Annotated in this window: 19 protein-coding genes; 14 read left to right on the top strand and 5 right to left on the bottom strand. The window is 41.4% G+C overall.

Annotation, left to right across the window (positions count from 1 at the left end):
• The first annotated feature begins 1 nt into the window (after position 1).
• Both AOG27_RS11795 and AOG27_RS11790 read left to right on the top strand, forming a co-directional pair.
• Positions 2-304: a helix-turn-helix domain-containing protein gene (locus AOG27_RS11795; protein ID WP_054553216.1), complete on the top strand. Its 303-nt coding sequence runs from the start codon at positions 2-4 to the stop codon at positions 302-304.
• A 112-nt stretch (positions 305-416) separates the two neighbouring features.
• Positions 417-947 carry a GNAT family N-acetyltransferase gene (locus AOG27_RS11790; protein ID WP_054553215.1) on the top strand — a complete coding sequence of 177 codons (531 nt, stop codon included), beginning with the start codon at positions 417-419 and terminating at the stop codon, positions 945-947.
• 13 nt (positions 948-960) lie between these two features.
• On the opposite strand, the gene AOG27_RS11785 is transcribed toward AOG27_RS11790, so the two are convergent.
• Positions 961-1,347, bottom strand: coding sequence for an MmcQ/YjbR family DNA-binding protein (locus AOG27_RS11785; RefSeq protein WP_054553214.1), 387 nt, complete (start codon positions 1,345-1,347; stop codon positions 961-963).
• Between the two features lie 190 nt (positions 1,348-1,537).
• Here AOG27_RS11785 and yeiP point away from each other — a divergent pair, with 190 nt between their 5' ends.
• The 7 genes from yeiP (at position 1,538) to AOG27_RS11750 (ending at position 8,815) form a co-directional block, all read left to right on the top strand.
• Positions 1,538-2,110: an elongation factor P-like protein YeiP gene (gene yeiP / locus AOG27_RS11780; RefSeq protein WP_054553213.1), complete on the top strand. Its 573-nt coding sequence runs from the start codon at positions 1,538-1,540 to the stop codon at positions 2,108-2,110.
• Between the two features lie 145 nt (positions 2,111-2,255).
• On the top strand, positions 2,256-2,984 hold the full coding sequence (locus AOG27_RS11775) for an RDD family protein (protein ID WP_054553212.1): 729 nt from the start codon (positions 2,256-2,258) through the stop codon (positions 2,982-2,984).
• A complete protein-coding gene (locus AOG27_RS11770) occupies positions 2,981-3,931 on the top strand; it encodes a stage II sporulation protein M (protein WP_054553211.1) in 951 nt (316 codons plus the stop codon). Before AOG27_RS11775 ends, AOG27_RS11770 begins: the two co-directional genes overlap by 4 nt.
• Entirely contained in the window at positions 3,921-5,381 is a 1,461-nt protein-coding gene (locus tag AOG27_RS11765) for a hypothetical protein (RefSeq protein WP_054553210.1), read from the top strand. Before AOG27_RS11770 ends, AOG27_RS11765 begins: the two co-directional genes overlap by 11 nt.
• Positions 5,371-6,519, top strand: a complete 1,149-nt coding sequence (locus AOG27_RS11760) for a DUF4350 domain-containing protein (RefSeq protein ID WP_054553209.1) — start codon at positions 5,371-5,373, stop codon at positions 6,517-6,519. The genes AOG27_RS11765 and AOG27_RS11760 overlap by 11 nt, the downstream gene beginning before the upstream one ends.
• Entirely contained in the window at positions 6,516-7,499 is a 984-nt protein-coding gene (locus AOG27_RS11755) for an AAA family ATPase (protein ID WP_054553208.1), read from the top strand. Before AOG27_RS11760 ends, AOG27_RS11755 begins: the two co-directional genes overlap by 4 nt.
• On the top strand, positions 7,496-8,815 hold the full coding sequence (locus AOG27_RS11750) for a DUF58 domain-containing protein (protein WP_054553207.1): 1,320 nt from the start codon (positions 7,496-7,498) through the stop codon (positions 8,813-8,815). Before AOG27_RS11755 ends, AOG27_RS11750 begins: the two co-directional genes overlap by 4 nt.
• A 69-nt stretch (positions 8,816-8,884) precedes the next feature.
• On the opposite strand, the gene AOG27_RS11745 is transcribed toward AOG27_RS11750, so the two are convergent.
• A complete protein-coding gene (locus AOG27_RS11745; RefSeq protein WP_054553206.1) occupies positions 8,885-9,361 on the bottom strand; it encodes a DUF4234 domain-containing protein in 477 nt (158 codons plus the stop codon).
• A 220-nt stretch (positions 9,362-9,581) separates the two neighbouring features.
• Between AOG27_RS11745 and AOG27_RS21590 the strand changes: the two genes are divergently transcribed.
• Positions 9,582-9,776: a hypothetical protein gene (locus AOG27_RS21590; RefSeq protein ID WP_054553205.1), complete on the top strand. Its 195-nt coding sequence runs from the start codon at positions 9,582-9,584 to the stop codon at positions 9,774-9,776.
• Here AOG27_RS21590 and AOG27_RS11735 read toward each other — a convergent pair.
• Entirely contained in the window at positions 9,773-11,887 is a 2,115-nt protein-coding gene (locus AOG27_RS11735; RefSeq protein ID WP_410445947.1) for an EAL and GGDEF domain-containing protein, read from the bottom strand. The two genes, AOG27_RS21590 and AOG27_RS11735, sit on opposite strands and share 4 nt — an antisense overlap.
• A gap of 176 nt (positions 11,888-12,063) precedes the next feature.
• On the bottom strand, positions 12,064-14,784 hold the full coding sequence (locus tag AOG27_RS11730) for an insulinase family protein (RefSeq protein ID WP_054553203.1): 2,721 nt from the start codon (positions 14,782-14,784) through the stop codon (positions 12,064-12,066).
• A 195-nt stretch (positions 14,785-14,979) separates the two neighbouring features.
• Here AOG27_RS11730 and sixA point away from each other — a divergent pair, with 195 nt between their 5' ends.
• The 4 genes from sixA to AOG27_RS11710 are packed head-to-tail and all read left to right on the top strand — an operon-like array spanning position 14,980 to position 17,047.
• Positions 14,980-15,456, top strand: a complete 477-nt coding sequence (gene sixA / locus AOG27_RS11725) for a phosphohistidine phosphatase SixA (protein WP_054553202.1) — start codon at positions 14,980-14,982, stop codon at positions 15,454-15,456.
• Between the two features lie 49 nt (positions 15,457-15,505).
• On the top strand, positions 15,506-15,856 hold the full coding sequence (locus tag AOG27_RS11720) for a RidA family protein (RefSeq protein ID WP_054553201.1): 351 nt from the start codon (positions 15,506-15,508) through the stop codon (positions 15,854-15,856).
• Positions 15,840-16,316: an ASCH domain-containing protein gene (locus AOG27_RS11715; protein ID WP_054553200.1), complete on the top strand. Its 477-nt coding sequence runs from the start codon at positions 15,840-15,842 to the stop codon at positions 16,314-16,316. The genes AOG27_RS11720 and AOG27_RS11715 overlap by 17 nt, the downstream gene beginning before the upstream one ends.
• Complete coding sequence (locus AOG27_RS11710) at positions 16,313-17,047, top strand: SDR family oxidoreductase (RefSeq protein WP_054553199.1); 735 nt, start codon at positions 16,313-16,315, stop codon at positions 17,045-17,047. Before AOG27_RS11715 ends, AOG27_RS11710 begins: the two co-directional genes overlap by 4 nt.
• Before the next feature lie 9 nt (positions 17,048-17,056).
• On the opposite strand, the gene AOG27_RS11705 is transcribed toward AOG27_RS11710, so the two are convergent.
• Positions 17,057-18,373, bottom strand: a complete 1,317-nt coding sequence (locus tag AOG27_RS11705; protein ID WP_082389260.1) for a sensor domain-containing diguanylate cyclase — start codon at positions 18,371-18,373, stop codon at positions 17,057-17,059.
• Positions 18,374-18,560: the final 187 nt, after the last annotated feature.

The raw sequence follows: 18,560 nt of genomic DNA, 5'->3' as shown, positions 1-18,560 counted from the left end.
AATGGCTAGAACACTGGAAAAGTTATTGGCGAATGAAAAACCAGAAGTGGTAGCCAAAGCTAAGAAAGCGGCGTCAGATATGCTTCTTAATATTCATTTAGCAGAGCTTCGTGAACATATGAAACTAACACAAGGTGAGATGGCGAAAGAGCTTGGCGTCAAGCAGCCAACGATATCTGACATGGAGAAACCAGGTCGTGACGTTAGATTATCATCATTAAAGCGCTATGTTGAAGCTGCTGGGGGTACCTTAAGACTTGATGTTGAGCTCCCGGACGGGAGTCATTTTGGCTTTGAAGTATAACTAAGTTAAGTCTAAAAAATGTGGGCTTTTCTTCTATATTGGCCATAAGTGGTATTTAACTCACGAAATCAGTTTGTTATAACTAGGTTTATTTACAAAGCGATTAATCACCATGACTCTCACCACTGCGCGATTAACATTAAGGCTGTTAAATGCCGATGACTGGCCGCTGTTTTATACTTTGCATAATGATGCTCAAGTGATAGAGAAGTGCTTCGATAAGCCCTCAGAGGCGCAACTACGAGCAAAGTTTAATGAGCGTTTAAAGCCTTGGCAGCCAAATTCGAATTCACCACTTTGTTTAGTTATTGTTGAAACCAGTACGGGTAAAGAGGTGGGTGTGACGGGGTTTACTTCATCAACAGTGCCAGATAGTCAAGAAGTTGGTTATTTGCTACTGCCTAACTTTCATGGTCGTGGCTATGCCACAGAGTCTTTGCAAGCGGTGCTTGATTACGCCAAATCAGAGCATGCTGTGCGTGAATTTAAAGCGGTTGTCACCGAGGGTAATATCGGTTCAGAAAAAGTACTTGAGAAATGTGGTTTTCAGTTAGTCGATAAGCAACTAGATGCGTATGCTATTGGCGGTGTTTTGTATACCGATCATCATTTTCATTTAAGTTGCACTGATCACAGAGCGTGATCAGTGCGCAATTTTACAGATGAAGCTCAATTGCTTTTCTGTCTTTTTCTGGCATATTCGCAACCACTAAATCAAACGAATTATCAATCATTCGTTCAATCTCTCCCTGTGGTACGGTGCCATCTAAAATAACCGTATTCCATAAACGTTTGTTCATGTGATAACCCGGGATCACCGACGGGAAAATATCACGCAGTGCTTGGGCTTCATCTGGATCGCATTTCAGATTTAGCCACCATACAAGGTTTCCCTCATCGTCAGTTTGACCTTCTTTGCCCTCGGCAAGGGTAGCAAACATTTTATGATTCACCTTGTAAACGTCGACATCTTGGCCAAATGGTTGGGTGATCATCACCAATGGCTTTTTCATTAAATACTCGTGTACTGTGTGTTGATTCATGATCCAATCCTTGAAGTCATTTTTCGTAGTTATAAACATAGCAGCTTTTTCGTAGTTTGGAGACAACTATCGTTATAATTTGCTGAAAAATAATATAAATAAAGGCTCTGAGATTAAACTGTAAATTTTTATTGAACAAAAGCTATTACGTGGTAAATTTCTGTCATCAAAAAACGATAGGAATACACCCATGCCTAAGGCAAGTGAAGTTAAAAAAGGCGCCGCTATCGAGCATAACGGCCGTGTTTTAGTAGTTAAAGATATTCAACGTTCTGTACCACAAGGTCGTGCTGGTGGCAGTTTATACCGCATGCGTTTATACGATGTGGTAACAGGCGGTAAAGTTGATGAAACATTTAAAGACAGCGATATGTTAAAGCTTGCTGATCTCATTCGTCGCGAAGCAATGTTCTCTTACATTGATGGTGAAGAGTATGTTTTCATGGATAATGAAGACTACACGCCATATAACCTTAATAAAGAAGCGATCAGCGAAGAGATTTTATTCGTTAATGAAGAAACTCAAGGCCTTCACGTGATTGTGATTGATGGCTCACCAGTTGGCTTAGATTTACCATCAAGTGTTGAGCTTGTTGTTGAAGAAACAGACCCTTCAATCAAAGGCGCTTCAGCAAGTGCACGTTCAAAGCCTGCACGTTTAACAACGGGTTTAACGATTCAAGTTCCTGAGCATATTTCAACAGGTGACCGTATTCGTATCAACACCGTTGAACAAAAATTTATGGGACGCGCAGAAAAATAACTCTGTGGTCCATTAGAGAACCGGCTTTTTGCCGGTTTTTTGCTTTATTAGTAACTCGCTCATTACAAAATTCATTGAAAAAGGAACGAAAAACGCGCATTATTATCGGCTTACGAAAACAATAATAATTATCAGTAGTAGATTAATGTTGAACCACGGATTGGAAAACAGAGAATACATCAAACTCCCTGAAGGCGTTGATATCGCCATTACTCCCGCTGGCGTTGTTGCCAGAAGCTATGCCTACATTATCGATTTTATTATCCGTAGTTTGGTTCTACTTGCTGTTGGTACTGTATTGGCCTTCTTTGGTGATGCAGGGCAGGGGCTTATCTTAATTGCTTACTTTTTAATTTCATGGGGATATAACATCCTGTTTGAAATGGAAAATGGCCAAACGCCGGGTAAAAAACGCCTTAAAATCCGTGTTGTGCAAGACAATGGCTTACCAGCGAGCTTTTCGCAAATTGTAGTGCGTAACTTACTACGTCCAGCCGATATGCTACCTATAGGCTATTTCTTAGGCCTTGTGGTTATGTTGTTTAACAACCGTTTTAAACGCATTGGTGATTGGGCTGCAGGCACTATGGTTATTTACGACGATGAGTTAGCTATGCGCCCAGAATTATCACAAGGAGAAGTGCATATTCCTACCATTAGCTTAACCACCGAAGAGCAATTAGCGGTGCTTGCTTTTGCAGAGCGTCATGATGAATTATCGGATGCAAGGCGTCGTGAGTTGGCAGCTATTTTAGCTACTCCCTTTTCTGCTGCAGAGCATGAGATTGAGGCGCAGCTTGTTAGTTACGCACGCCACTTTGCAGGTCAAGTTCAACACGATAACGATTACCCGCAGCAGGAGGGTAAGCAATGAAGCAAACTCAATTTGTAAAATCAAATAGTGTCAGTTGGGATGAGTTTGAAGCGCTTTGCGAGCAAAATAGTGCAAAGTCTTTACCTGTTAACTTCCCTAACTTGTATCGCAAAGTCTGTAATGATTTAGCCATTGCGCAAAGTCGTCAATATAGTCCAGTGTTGATTGAGCAAATAAACAGGCTGGTGCAATTAGGACAAAAGCGCCTTTATTTATCTCGAAGCAATCAATTTTCTGAAATATGGCATGTGGCCCGCACGGCATTTCCACGTGCACTGTATGAAAATCGTTTAATGCTTGGCATTAACTTATTGGCATTTTGGGGATTGGCCTTAGTTGCTTTTATTTGGGTGACAATTGACCCTGATGCCGCTTATACATTTTTAGGGCAAGGTACAGTGCTTAATATCGAACAAATGTATAACCCTAGTGGTAGCGTTCAATCGGCTGAGCGCGGCGCATCACAAGATCTGATGATGTTCGGGGTCTATATCTACAATAATATTGGCATTGCATTTCAGATGTTTGCAGGTGGTGTTCTGTTCTGTGTTGGTGCTGCTTTTTTCTTGTTGTTCAATAGTTTTTATTTTGGTGCCGTTGCGGCTCACATTGTCAATGTTGGATTTGAAGGGCCGTTTTTTTCGTTTGTAATAACCCATGGCTCGTTTGAGTTAACCGCTATCATCATTGCCTCAGCGGCTGGGTGTCAAATAGGTTATGGCTTGTTAAATCCTGGGCAGTATACCCGCGCATATGCGATGAAACAGGCTGCTCAAAAAGCGCTTCCACTGATTGTTGGCGCATTTTTGATGTTAGTCATTGCCGCTTTTATCGAAGCATTTTGGTCACCCCGTGATATTGCTAACGAAGTTAAATATTTAGTTGGCAGCGGCTGTTGGGCTTATGTCATTTTTCGCTTGTACAGGGGAATGCGCTATGGAGCTTAATCGTCTTAGCTTCAATCCTCGCAAGCGCAGTGCTTACGAAACCTTTGATTTAACAGTGTTGCTAGTTAAGCAGCATGCTGTCGCATTGGTCTCTTTGTATTTGATGATGGCCGTGCCCGTATTTTTAATTGTTGGCTTTCTAGTAAACTGGGGCATAGGCGGCTTTGTTGTTTGGTGGCTTAAACCTGTATTTGAGCGACCATTACTTGATTACATGTCAAAAGCGGTTTTCAATCAGCCAGTCAGCTTAATGAGTAGCTTAAAGTTACTCAAGCAGTTAAAAATCGCTGATATGCTTGCGCATTTAACCGTTTTTAGGCTCAGCCCAAACAGAGCATTTTTAGCCCCCGTAGAGCAACTTGAGCGACTATCAGGTGAGCGCAAAACCAAACGTAAGCAGGTGTTGTTTGCTTCAAATAAGCCTAAGCAGACATTGTGGATGCTGTTTTGTGTACATTTTGAGTTTATCTTATTGATGGGAATATCGGCACTGACAATTGCACTTGTGCCCCATTCATTCTCTGCACAAGAAGCCATGTACCAAATTTTTGAAGCGCCAATCTGGGTTGAGATAGCGTTTAACTTTATTTATATCTTCAGTATTTCATTAGTGGCGCCGCTTTTTGTTACTGGCGGTTTCCTTGCTTATTTACACCGCCGTGTTGAACTAGAGGGCTGGGATATCGAGCTGGCATTTAAAAATATTCGCACCCGTCTTGCAGGCGTAGTCAGTGCTGTAGCACTTCTTCTGCTGACAACATTTACGCTGCAACCATCAACAAGCTATGCAGAGCAAATCGATAAGCAAGCGGTAAAAGAGCAAGTTACTGCTCTTTATAATGAGCCTAATGTCATCGAAACTGAGACTACGTGGGTGCCAAATATCGAAGCCAAAGCGAGTTCATCAGATAGTGACTGGTCTTGGCTTATCGATGTATTTACTGCCATTGGTGAAGTGTTTGGCGTGTTAGTTTGGGTATTGGTCGGCCTATTAGTTATTTGGCTAGTGTATTACCTGATGCAAAAACGTGGCTTTTTTGCCAACTTAAGCTTGCCTGAGCGCAGTAAAGTGAATGAACAGCCAGTTATTCCAACCTTATTTGCAGAAATTAAAAGTAAGGATTTACCTACTGATTTAATTGCTGCTGCAAAGCAGTGTTTTGAGCAAGGGCAGCACCGCTTGGCGCTGGCGTATTTGCTTCATCATGCGCTGAGTTGGGCGCAGCAACGACATGAAGTGCGCTTACACCGCTCGATGACTGAGCGCGAATGTAAACGTGCAATTGATGCTAGGGTGCCAAATCAAGGGCAAGCAATTTTTGCTCGCTTATTTTCTGCGTGGGTCACGGTCGCTTGGGGCCATAAAACCCCTGATATCGACTTTATCGAGCTGATTGAGCAAATTACAGCTATGACAGCAGAGACTCAGGAGCAAGCCCATGAAGCTTAAGGTTGTGCTTATTGCGGCGCTCGTATTGTTTAGCCTATTTGCTATTGCGGGTATTGCCTCTTTAGATTGGCAGAAAAAAGAAATAGAGATTGGCTTTCATAGTGATGTCGCAAAAGATAACTTTACGATGGCTAAGCGGCTACTTAAAGCCAATGGTATCGATTGGAATAAAAACAAGCGCTTGGCAGAGCAAGCTCAAAGTGATGAGTTAAACATAGACCCACAAAGTATCTTAATTTTAGATGAGGCAGTGCTAGCTGATTCTTACCTGTTAGATGTACAGCTGGCTGATTGGGTCGCTGAAGGCGGACGCTTGATTTATGTATTAAACAGGCAACGTGATGAGCTGGCAATTGATAGCACCGTATTTTTTAGTCAGCTTGGTATTAATGTAGAAAGCCAAGAAGATGTGTTTGAATATGATTTTGCAATGCTCAAAGAGGGGCATAAAAATAGTACGCTCTCAATTGATGAAAACACTGAGCTTGACCTTGAGCTAAGCCGTGCCTTTTTTATTGAAAACTGCCCCGGTGTGAGTACCAATAATGATAACGGCAACACCCTGATGTGTGACTTTGCGTTTGGTCAAGGTCGGGTCATTGTGATGCCATCGCTGTTACCTTTTACCAATTACCGACTTCGCCACCTTGATCATGGCAGTTTATTACTTTGGTTAAGTAAAGGGGCTAAAAAAGTAACCTATGTACCTTATCTAACTTACCCAAATTGGTTTGCCAAATTATGGCACTGGAGCTGGCAATGTGTGGTGACGTTGCTGTTATTAATTGTGCTTGCAGTGTGGCATATCAGTAGTCGCATCGGCCGCTCTTATGCTCCTGACTTCGATGTAAAAACCAGCTTTAATCAGCATATTCGTGCAGTAGCAAACTTTTATTCAGAGCATGGTCACGAAGCCGTGTTATTTACTGCACTCAAGAAAGATTTTTACGCCAAAGTAGAGTCGCGAGTGCCTAACTTTAAGATGCTTAGTGCTGAAAAGCAGGCGCAGATCATCGCTAATTTAACTCATTTTGAAAAACAACAGGTGGCTGAGTTGCTTACTAGCAAGTTGCCTGAGTCCAAAGAACAACGAACAGAATATATAAAACGATATAAACAATTAAGGAATGCCTTATGAGCACGGAATTAGACACTAATCGCATGAGCTTAGTTGAGGCAGCTGATGCAGTAAAACAAGTAAAGCATAACATTTCGCGTGTGTTAGTCGGTCAAGATGCCATTGTTGAAGATGTGCTTACGGTACTCTTTGCGGGCGGTCATGTGTTACTTGAAGGAGTTCCAGGGCTTGGCAAAACGCTACTGGTTAGAGCCTTAGCAAAAAGCTTAAATGTAGATTTTTCGCGAGTGCAGTTTACACCGGATTTAATGCCTTCAGATGTTGTTGGCCATAGTTTGTATGATATGAAATCAGGTGAATTTAATATCAAAAAAGGCCCAGCATTTACTAATATTTTACTGGCTGATGAAATCAACCGTGCTCCCGCAAAAACGCAATCAGCCCTTCTTGAGGTGATGCAAGAGCAACAAATCACCATTGATGGGGAGTCGTTATCTATTGATTCACCGTTTATGGTATTAGCCACTCAAAACCCGTTAGATCAAGAGGGGACGTATCCACTGCCAGAGGCTGAATTAGACCGCTTTATGATGAAAGTGGAGCTTGGTTTTCCTTCTCATGAATCGGAAGTTGAGCTTTTAAAACTGAATACACAAATTGTGTCTAATGAAACCAAAGTAGAGCAGCTGCCAGCAGTATTAGATGCTAAGCGTATTGCGGAAATTAAACAGCTTTGTGCAGATATCTTAGTCGACGAACAAATACTTAATTATGCCGTTGATATCGTGCGTAGTTCACGAACTTGGCAGGGCGTGTTGCACGGTGCAGGGTTACGTGCCTCAATTAATATTATTAAAGCCGCAAAAGTAATGGCATTAATGAATGGTCGTGACTTTGTAACTCCTGATGATGTGAAGTCAGTGTCTGTGAATATTTTAAGGCACCGATTAATTTTATCGGCTGATCTGGAGCTGGAAGGGGTGTCATTTGATGAAGTGATCAATGCCATTTTAGCCAGTGTTGAAGCGCCGCGCTCATGAATCGCATCAAGCATAGACCTGCAAAACGCTTAGTACAATTAACAGCCTTGTTGCTGTTATTGTTGTTTGTCTGTGCCATTGCATCGGTTGACAGCTTAGTGTTAACGGCCTTGCTCCTAGTGCCTTTATTGGTCGCATTTTTCGATTATATGGCGGCAAAGTCAGAGCCTTTACTTGAAGTAAGCGCACAAACGAACCTCAACATGGCTTTGTATCGACGCCAACCCTTGCAGATAGTGATTAAAAACAAAGCGAAGCATGCGACCATGCTAGATGTCAGTGTTCATTTGAGCAATGCAATTGAGCTGCAAAAGCCACAGCAAACGGTGTTTATTAATGCAATGCAACAAGCAAAGCAGAGCTTTACATTACGCGCTCACAAGCGAGGCGATGCGCAGATCAGTGCCATTGAACTTAGGGTTGGGTCGCCATTTGGCCTTTGGCAAACAAACTGGCTAGCTGCGCAAGCGATTCAACTAAAAGTGTATCCCGATTTTAGCCGTGTGGCTTCAAAGCAGCATTTAAATGGCGTAGTGAATAAGCCTATTTCAGGGTTAAAACTCACTAAAAAGCGCGGTGATGGTATTGAGTTTCAGCAGTTACGCGAATACCGCCAAGGTGATAGTGTTAGACAAATAGACTGGCAGGCGACTAGTAAGCGTCGAAAACTCATTTCTCGAGAGTATCAAGAAGAGCAAAACCAACATGTTATAGTGATGCTCGATGCCTCTAAGAAAATGGCCATCGAAGCCAATGAAGGTAGCCACTTTGATCATGCTTTAAATGCATTGTTACTGCTGTCGCATACAGTTTTAAAGCAAGGTGACTGGTTTAGCATGCAAAGCTTTAACCAAAACCTGCGCTGGTTACCCGATGTTAAAGGCGCACAGAATGTATCACGGGTAATGAATCACTTTTATGATCTATACCCAGATAAGAGCAGCAGTGACTATTTAGTGGCTGTGAACCAATTAATTGCTAAACGCAGTAAACGTTCTTTAGTGTTATTAGTTACCACCCTTGATGAGCAAAGCATTGATGAGTTAATGCCTGCAATTAAGCTATTACAAAAACACCACTTAGTGGCACTTATTAATATTAATAACCGTGCTGTAAATGAAGTGCTCGATGAGCCTATTGAAAAGTACGAAGATGCAACCAGTTACTGTGCAGCATTAGCACTACTAAATTCACATAAAGCCAATATGGCGAAGCTAAAAAAGCAAGGTGTAATAGCCATAGACTGTAACCCTGAGCAGTTACTGCCGCATGTGCTTAACACCTATTTAAATGTGAAGCACTCCGGGGCATTGTAAAACCCTAATAGCAAGCGGCAATAAAAAAGGCATTGAATTCAATGCCTTTTTTATTAAATAACGAAACGATTATTTTTGATTATCAATAGCTTCGTTAATTTTGTATTGGAAATAAATAACGTTAAAGAAAAACGTTAAAATACCACCTAAATGAACTGGTTCATTGCTACCTTCATTAATTAACTCTTTAATCGATGTACGAAGAGAGAAAATTAATACAATGGCAACAACAAACGAAATCAGTGACACAATACCACCAATTTCAGGTGAAATTCCTGTAAAAGACAACGCAATATTCACAATGTACAAAGCAACATAGCCATAAACTAAGCCTTGGCTTACCTGGTTTTTTGCTAATGCATTGGCTTTATTGGTTCGGCTTACTAACCAATAAACACTATAGATACCAAATGTGAAAAGGCATAAAAAGAACACGCCCCAAGCAGAGAAGCGGTCAAAGTTTAAAATAGGTTTATTACCACCGTTGTTTTGCTGAGTAAGCTCAGCTTCTGGTGCTTCATAGATGTTAGCTGATTCTTCAGACATAACGATTCCTCATAATTATTTTTTATATTCCTTTGTGCTGATAGCACGCATCGATAATAACAGTGAGGTTGCTTTTTGTACATCATTTCAACAGCCTAGAAAGTAAAGCTTTGTAACATAAAGGCCAGTATAAATAAGCCTTATAGAGGTTATAGCATGAGTGAAGTTTTAAAGCTTGCTGAAATTATGTACACTGCCGCTGATTTTTATGAGGTGCTGTGTGTTATTTATCTTTTTGAGTTGTGTATTTATTTTGGTGATGTATTTAGAGTCTCTATCTAAAGGAATGCCGGTAAAGCGCTGGATGCTGTTAGGCGGTGTGCTTGGGCCTGTTGCTTGGTGTTTATTTAACATGCACTACCGCCGCGCATTTGTGCGTCACGTTGGCCATCAATCGTGTGGCTGGCGACCTTAAGCTTTTGCTGTTTTTAGTAGGCTCGGCGCAGATTTATCGAGTTGCTGTTGTAAGAAGGCGGTAAATTCTGGCTGTGATAGTGGCTTTGAGTAATAGTAACCTTGTACCGTCTGACATTTTAATTGCTCTAACATCATGACTTGTTCGGCTTGTTCAACGCCTTCTGCAACCACATGTAAATCAAGGTTATGAGCAATGGTTACAATCGAGTCGACCATATTCCGGCCACGTTCTGTTTGCATGTCGTCAATAAAGGCTTTATCAACTTTCAAAGTATTAAGCGGGAACTGTTTTAGATAAGCTAACGATGAGTAGCCTGTACCAAAGTCATCCATTGCAAGGTGAATACCTCGGGCACTGAGTGAGCGCATGACAGAAATAGCTTCGTTTGGGTCGTCCATAACCGTACCTTCGGTGATCTCAAGTTCAAGGAAGTAAGAGGGCAGCTCATTTTTTTGCAAAATCACATCAATACGGGTGGTTAAATCGGGCAAGCTGAACTGTTTAGCGGATAAGTTCACTGCAACACGACCGTTGAATAACCCTTGGTCAATCCACGCCTTTACATCGCGGCATGCTTTGTTTAAAACAACTTCACCAATTTCGATAATTTGCCCAGTTTCTTCAGCAATAGGGATAAACACACCTGGACTAATTACACCTTTTTTCGGGGTAATGAAGCGTACCAAGGCTTCCATACCATCTAGTTTACCTGTACGAATATTCATTTTTGGCTGGTAGTACACTTCAAAGTGGTCTTCTTTTAGACCGTAACGCATTAAATTTTCGATTTGTAAGCGTTTAACCGCTTCACGGTTCATTGTGTCGTTGAAAAACAGATAGCTATTACCTTTTTTCTTAGCGTGATACATGGCTGTATCCGCATTTTTAAGTAATAACTCGGGGGTATTACCATCTTCAGGAAACAGCACAATACCGACACTTGAGGTGATCACCAGTTCATGGCCTGCCATATTAAAAGGTGTAGCAATTGCGGCTAAAAAGAGTTTAGCCATGCGAGTGATAGTATGAATATCGTTGGTGCCCGACATTACGAGCGCAAACTCATCCCCGCCAAGACGATAAAACACATCTTTTTCGCGGGTTAACTTATTCAAGCGCATCGCAAGCTTAGACAATAAGCTATCACCAAGTTGGTGACCCAGAGAGTCGTTAATCTTCTTAAAGTTATCTAGGTCAAACACTAACAAAGCGTGATGATTATCTTGCTTAGCGAGCTTTTTCAGGTTGGTGAAAAACAAGTTTCGGTTAGGTAAGCCCGTTGTACGGTCACGGTTTGATAAGTTATGTAATTGTGATTCTGCTTTTTTACGCTCAGTTTCATCTGAAAAAACAACTACGTAGTTACATATTTGGTTGTGCTCATTTTTGATTTCATCAATTGAAATTTCAATTGGTAACAGCTGTCTTTTCGCATTGCGAAGTTTTACCTCTTGCTGCCAGTGTTCTGTCGCTTTTACGGTGGCTTTAATTTCATCTACATAGCTTTGGTCATAGCCATTTAAGGTAAAATCTTTCTTTAAGTATTGCTCTCGTGTACCACCAAATAGTGTTAAAAAACTTGGGTTTAAGTCAACCAATTTGAAGTTTTTATCGTAAATAGCGATGGCGTCAGTTAGCGACTCAACGCATTTAGCGAATAGGTTTAAACGTGCTTCTGTTGATTTCAGCTGAGAAATATCTCTTACAGTGCCAGTCATACGCAAAGGGTTGAGGTTTGCGTCTTTTTCGATGATCTTGCCGCGATCTAGTACCCAGTGCCAACGACCAAAGCTGTCTTTAATGCGGTAACTCGCTTCAAAAAAAGCGGTATGCTCGGCGAAGTGTTTTTTAAGGGCTGTTTCGACGTGTTGTAAGTCGTGTGGGTGAATTAATTCGCGATTAGGGGGAAAGCCGCTGCTACTATTTGTATCTGAAGTGTATTTATCATTAATTCGTAGCACCTCGCCGGTTTTAATATTCCAGTCCCAGAGGGTGTCACCACTACCTTCTACGGTACTTTTTAAACGATGTTCTGAGATACGAAGTTGCTGTCGAGAGCGTTTTAGTTTAAAAATTATGAATAATAAGTATGGCAATAACAGCATCATGATAGCACTTGGAATAAGCAACAATGTGCTCTGTTCAAGCTCTATGGGGCTGGCGGATGCAGAAAAAACCCCAGCCATACTTATTGTTAAAAAAGCAGAAATCATTTTTATTATTTTTGTCATTAATGCATTACTTTAATTCGCAACAATTAATCTAATCTAAGCTCGCGTTCGAGTCAAAGAGAATGCGAAGAAAGGGTTGTTTTTGGCTGTTTTTTGGCCTTTGGCTCACTTAAAAGTTCTATTCTTGGCCTGTTTTCACTAAAGGTTTCGGTAATATACTGCTGCATTTGAGCAAGGCTTAACTTATCAAGTGCCTCTAAAAGCTGCCGTTGCATATTAAATTCAGTATCGCGATTACCGATTGCCAACCATAAACGTTGCGAGCGTAAGCGTAAATTTTTATCTTTTTCAGCAATATGTGTGACAAGACCCGCTTTGGTATCTAACCATTGCTGCTCAGAAATGCTGTTTACTTGTGATACATAATTATTAATAAATTGCTGGTGACGCTGAAGTATCTCATCAGCACTGTGCTTAGGTGACTGCACATAAAATGCGATACCCGCCCGGGTATTAAACGGAGCATAGCCTGCGCCAACTAAATAGCCGAGTTGTTGCTTTGTTCTTAGCTCATTAAAGTAATCTTGATTTATTAAATGGTTAAGTACCATCATTTGCACTTTTTCGCTGGTGTCATCCGTTTGTGCTTGATAGTACAGTACCATTGCATGATCGCTGCAATTTAACATGAAGCGCTGTTGACCTACTTCGGTTATATCGTTTAGTGGTCGCGTTAAATCAATAATTGTGGTGCTGCCAGCTAAGTGCTCAGTCACTTGTTTTTGGAACTTAAGCGCATCAGAGCGTTGCCAGTTACCATGTAAAAAAGACTCAACGTGCAAGGCTTTAAAAAACTCATTTCTAAAGCAATTAAACTGATGGAAGCTCGTATCTTTTAAAGCCTGCGCTAAGGCATTCGGCTCTGGGTTCCATGGCATAATTTGCGCACCCAAAATACTAAATAGCTCGCTAACAGGTTTGTTTTGATTGCTGTTTCGCCAATGTCTAACTAGCTGCTTTTTGTACTCAGCAAAGCGTTTTGCGCAGATTTCAACATTAAATAGCGCTTCCAATAACTCATTAACTAGCTCCAACTGACTCGATGAAAGACCGGCAGTGTGTAGAGTTAACCCGCCTTGGTGAGAGGTTAAGTGATAACTAAGGCCAGCAAGCTCAGCCGGATAAAACTGCTCAGCCACACTGTCCATAAACAAGTCTGCAAATAAGCGGGTAAGGGCCATGTGCTTAACATCTTTAATCGCAAAGGTTGAGTCCATCGCTAAGTAAAAATGCCCTTTTGCCACTCTGAAAGTCGCATCTTGTTTAAACCAAAAATCAAAGCCCTCTCTTTTGACTAAAAGCTCTGGTGATTTAGTTGGCTTTTCTAAAGGCAATAACTCAACCTCTTTGGTGAGGTATGGGTTAGCACTTGGTAAGCACATCTGTGGTAATGGCGTGTTTATTTCGCTTAGCGCTTCTAACCAACTTGTTGAAATGTCCTCTACTTTATAAGGGGTGTTGTACCAAGCTGTAGTGTGCTCAGGCTCAACACCTGGATGAATGAGTACCAAGCGCATGTTATCAGGTGTTAGCCATTGCATGGCAATTTCATGAGCGCAGCGGTTAAAGCCTTCCATTAAATAATCGCCTTGCACATAATTGGCTTCATCGTAATGCTGCATATTAATGCTTAAGTTACTCACCCAATCAATTAAACGTGCTTTTTCTTGGTTATCAAAGGCAATTTGCAAGAGGTTCTTTTTGTCTTGATAAAGACGCGGCAATTTATCGCAGTTTTGGTTAATTAAGCAGATATACTCAAACACCATTTCGACGATATCTTCATAGTATTCAATACCTTCATCAGTCAACGCCATACTGATATTAAAATCTTTGAAGTTACTGCCATTAATGCCACCACCTGCTGAGAGGGCATTGATCCAGCCTTGCTCTTTTAGAATAGAGTACAGCGATCCTTTGCCTTCGTAGCCAAGTAAGTGAGCGATAAAACTAACGGTTTTGTGACGATAAAAGTCATCTATATTTGGCATCGCAAAGCTAATAATGAGCTTTTGCATATGTTTATGTGGCTCAATGTGTAACACCTTACCTAAGTCTTGTTTACGGTAAAGTGGCTGCTCTATAATCTCTTTACTTTTTGGCTGACCTTTTATTTCGCTAAATAACTGTTTTACCCAGGTGGTCATGGTCGCAATATCTTCATTGCTGCAGACCACCAGTGTCATCCACTGAGCCTGATAATGACTATCGAAGAAAGCACGAAGCTCATCACTGATGCAGCCCTCACGATCCGCGAGGGTTTGCTGGTTACCAACCGAAAACTTTGCAAAAGGGTGTGCTGGGTTCACCGTTTCTTTGTGAGCCTGATAAATTCGTCGGCCATCATCTTTTATTTTTAGTTTGAATTCTGCGTCTATGGCATTGCGTTCTTTTGTAGTCTCTTTAGGATTTAGTAGTGGTGCGATAAAAAAACGACTGAACTGTGCTAGTGCTTCAGCAAACTGCTGGCTGTTTATATCAAAGAAGTAGCAAGTGTGCTCAGTGCCAGTCCAGGCGTTGGTGTTGCCACCAGATTGTGATACAAAATTAGAAAAGCCGCCCGATTCTGGGTATAAGTCAGTGCCTAAAAAAAGCATGTGCTCTAAAAAGTGCGCAAGGCCTTGTCTGTCAAGAGGATCGTCGAAATGGCCTGCGTTAATCGCCATAGAAGCCGCTGATTTTGTTGACTCTAAGTCTTGCACTAAAAGTACTTTTAGACCATTGTCCAGTGTTAGGGGTTGATATGTTCTGTTATCATTGCGGCTGATATTCAAAAGATGCTCCTGAAAGAGTGCGTTAATGTCCTAACAACAGATGATATTTTCAGGAAAGCTAAAAAAGACAGAGCTACGAAAATCTACCTGAATATCATAAGCGGATGTTTAATGTATCTAGTGATGATATTCTAATATAGCGAACAATCAAGCAAACTGGCTACTGTTTTATATTCTTTAATCGGTTGATTTTTTATGAAAACAATCTTAATCATGCGCCATGGCGAAGCTACGCCAATGCAAGCAGATGATGCAGCAAGACAACTGACCGAGACCGGTCACCAAGAAGCTAGTCGAATGGGGCAATGGTTAGCAACACATCATAAACCAGATGCTCTGTTGGTAAGTCCTTACATTCGTGCTCAACAAACAGCTGCCGATGCTACGCAACATATTTCGTTACAATTTAATGAAACCTGTAACGACATTACCCCTGATGGTGTGCCGCAAGTTGCCGCTGATTACCTCGAAACCTTGATTGCTATGCATCCAGACTGCAATACCTGGTTGGTCGTTGCTCATATGCCTATTGTTAGCTATTTAGTTGATCAGTTAAGTCCAGGTCATATGCCTATTTTCAATACCGGGGCGATTGCTGTTATCGAATATGATGAACACAAACAGCGCAGTCACTACCTAAGTATTCACTCGCCAAATAACGTCGAAATCTAACAGTGGATTTGCTAAATTAGCGCCACTTTTAATTTTTTAAGTTCTTACTATGACTATCGAACGTTTACAAACCGGTGCCCGAATGAGCCGCATCGTTAAGCATAACGGCACAGTTTACTTATGCGGCCAAGTTTGTGCCGATGCCGAAAAAGATATCACCGAACAAACTCAAACCATGCTGGATAAGGTCGAAGCGCTACTTATTGAAGCAGGTAGTAGCAAAGAGCAAATGCTAAGCGCCACAATCTACTTGAAAAGCATGGAATACTTTGCACAGATGAATGCAGTTTGGGATGCTTGGGTACCACAAGGTCATGCGCCTGCTCGCGCTTGTGTTGAGGCAAAAATGGCGCGTGACGCACTACTTGTAGAGATTTCTGTCGTTGCAGCAGTTAAGTAACGAGCAGCGTATCGCGCAGTTGATTGCTCGCTTTAATGAGCAATCAGGCCGCGCAGTGACTGAACTACCAAGTTGGCATTTTTGTGACAATGAGCAAGATGCTAATGAATGCGCATTACTGGTTTTAAATGGCGTAAAACAAGCCACAACCCCTTCACTTTATTGGTTTAAAGCCAATAATGAAACCCTTCCTGAAGTTGGTGATTTAGCTATTTTTACCAATTGGCAGGGACAGCCCCTCGGCATTATTGAAACCGTCTCTGTAACTATTACCCCATATAATCAAATAAGCGCCGATTACGCCGCATTAGAAGGTGAGGGCGACAAAAGCCTTGAGTACTGGCAGCATGTGCATTGGGATTATTATCAGCGAGAGCTCGCAGGTACAGGCTATCAATGTCACCCTGAGATGCCGTTGGTGTGTGAGCAGTTTATGTTAGTTTTCAAGGAGTCAGAATGAATACGAATCCAGTGGTTCTTATTACCGGAGGCGGCCGCGGTATAGGGGCAGCGACAGCAAAACTGTTTGCGAGACATGGTTATGATGTGTGTATTAACTATAAGTCAGATCACGCAAGTGCAGAGCCGGTCGCTGATGAGATAAAAGTGCTTGGCGTGAATGCCTATTTGTTGCAAGCCGATATCGCCGATGAGCAGCAAGTACTCGCCATGTTCGCTAAATTAGATACTCAGGTTTCTCGGTTAGATGTGTTAGTTAATAACGCAGCGATGATGATGCCACAAATGCCGTTATTAGAGATGGATGCTAAGCGTATCAACGCTATTTTAAGCTGTAATGTTACTGGCGCCTTTCTGTGCGCGCGCGAAGCAATAAAGCGTATGGACAAAGGCAGTATTGTGAATGTTTCATCGGGTGCTTCACGCACAGGTTCACCAAATGAATATTTAGATTATGCCGCATCAAAAGGAGCGCTTGATACCTTCACGATAGGCCTTGCTAAAGAAGTCGCGAGTAAAGGTATTCGGGTTAATGGGGTAAGACCAGGCCTTATTTATACCGATATGCACCGCGATGGCGGTGAAGCAAACCGAGTTGATAGGTTAAAATCTAAGTTGCCGCTAGGGCGTGGTGGTGAAGCAGAAGAGGTCGCCTCAGCGATTTACTTTTTGGCAAGTGAGCAAGCCTCATTCACAACAGGCAGTTTTATCGATGTATCAGGCGGGCTTTAAGTCGTTAAGTTAAAAAGCTTTACACACACGATTGCGGCCTTGCTGCTTTGCTTCATACAACGCTCTATCAGCATCAGCTACAATGCTCTCAAGTTTTTCAGCTCTTTGTGCTTGAGTAACTCCGAAACTTGCCGTCACCTTTAATGATTGACTATTTACGGTAAATAAATTTAACTCAATGTCTTTTCTAATTTTTTCAGCTAACTGGCTCGCAACCGATAGACTTGTGTTAGGCATAAAAATAATAAATTCTTCACCTCCCCAACGGCTAGCAACATCTTGCTCTCCTAAGTTGCTTCTGAGTATTTTTGCTACCTCTTTAATAACCTTATCTCCGGTATTATGACCATACAGATCATTAATGTTCTTAAAATGATCAATATCAACCATGATTAAAGCGAGGCTATTCTCTTTTTCGGTATGTTCTTCAAACCAGTGGTTTATTTTGTCTCTATTCGCTAGTTTTGTGAGTGGATCTATGTTTATTCTTGCCTCAATACTTTTACGTTGATAAGCAAATGCAGCATAAATAAACAATAATAAGAAAAACAAAATTGCAGCCAATTGAGCGCTGTGACTGAAAAATGCATAGTTAATTTCTGCTTGCCTTTTAGCCATAGGCGATATTAAAAAAACTCGCCAATCTAGCTGGGGCAAGTTGAATTGCGTAACAACATGATCATCCTGTTCTATTTGGATAATGATACTGCTCAAATTCTCCATGTTGGCCAGCTCTTGTGCCGCATTTTTGAACCAACTAAGTTCATTTAAGTTAACAATATCAGTAAACTGTGCTTGAAAGTCTCGATGAGAAGAAAGCACCACCTCGTCAACGTTATTGACAAAAAGTAAGTCGTAGCCATGTGTAGCTTTATATTGTTGAAAAGCTTCCCAAAATGACTGAAGACTTTTACCTACACCTATAAAGCCTAAAAAGTTGCCTTGCTCAGAATAAACTTTGATATCTACGTATAAATGTACGTTCTCGCGGTTTCCTAAGATAGCAACGGTATCGCCTTGCATTGCTTTTACTTTTGGATACCACTCAATATTCTCTTTTTGTAAATCAATCGTTGTGCCATCAGAATTAAATTGCATTTGTTGTTGCTCACTTGCTACAAAAACGAGCATATTTAAATTTTCCTGAAGCTGTTCTAAGTGGTTTAGAATGGCGGCTTGGTCTAGTTCACTATCAGTAAGTAAGTTACTTAAGCTTCCTGTGCTCGCTAAGGCTTGAGCAGTATGAACAGGCTTGTAGAGTTCTTCGACAACCAATGAAAAAACAGGGGCAATAGACTGTTGTTGTAAGCGACTTTGTTCAGCCACTATATTACTTATAGTGAGATAAGATGCGTAACCAATGACGAAAATGATGCAAATTAAAATGCTATATAAGTTTCGTTGATGCCGTAAAATCGTTTTCACTGAAAGCCTTTCTAAAGTGGTGCTTATAAATTTGTGATTAGTTAAAAGACGATGTTGTGCAATTATAAGTCAAGTTCATTATAGCGAA

This window comes from Pseudoalteromonas lipolytica (assembly GCF_001306915.1).
Lineage (GTDB): Bacteria > Pseudomonadota > Gammaproteobacteria > Enterobacterales > Alteromonadaceae > Pseudoalteromonas > Pseudoalteromonas simplex.
The sequence above is the reverse complement of the archived record's forward strand: the minus strand, read 5'-3'. Positions and strand labels throughout refer to the sequence as shown.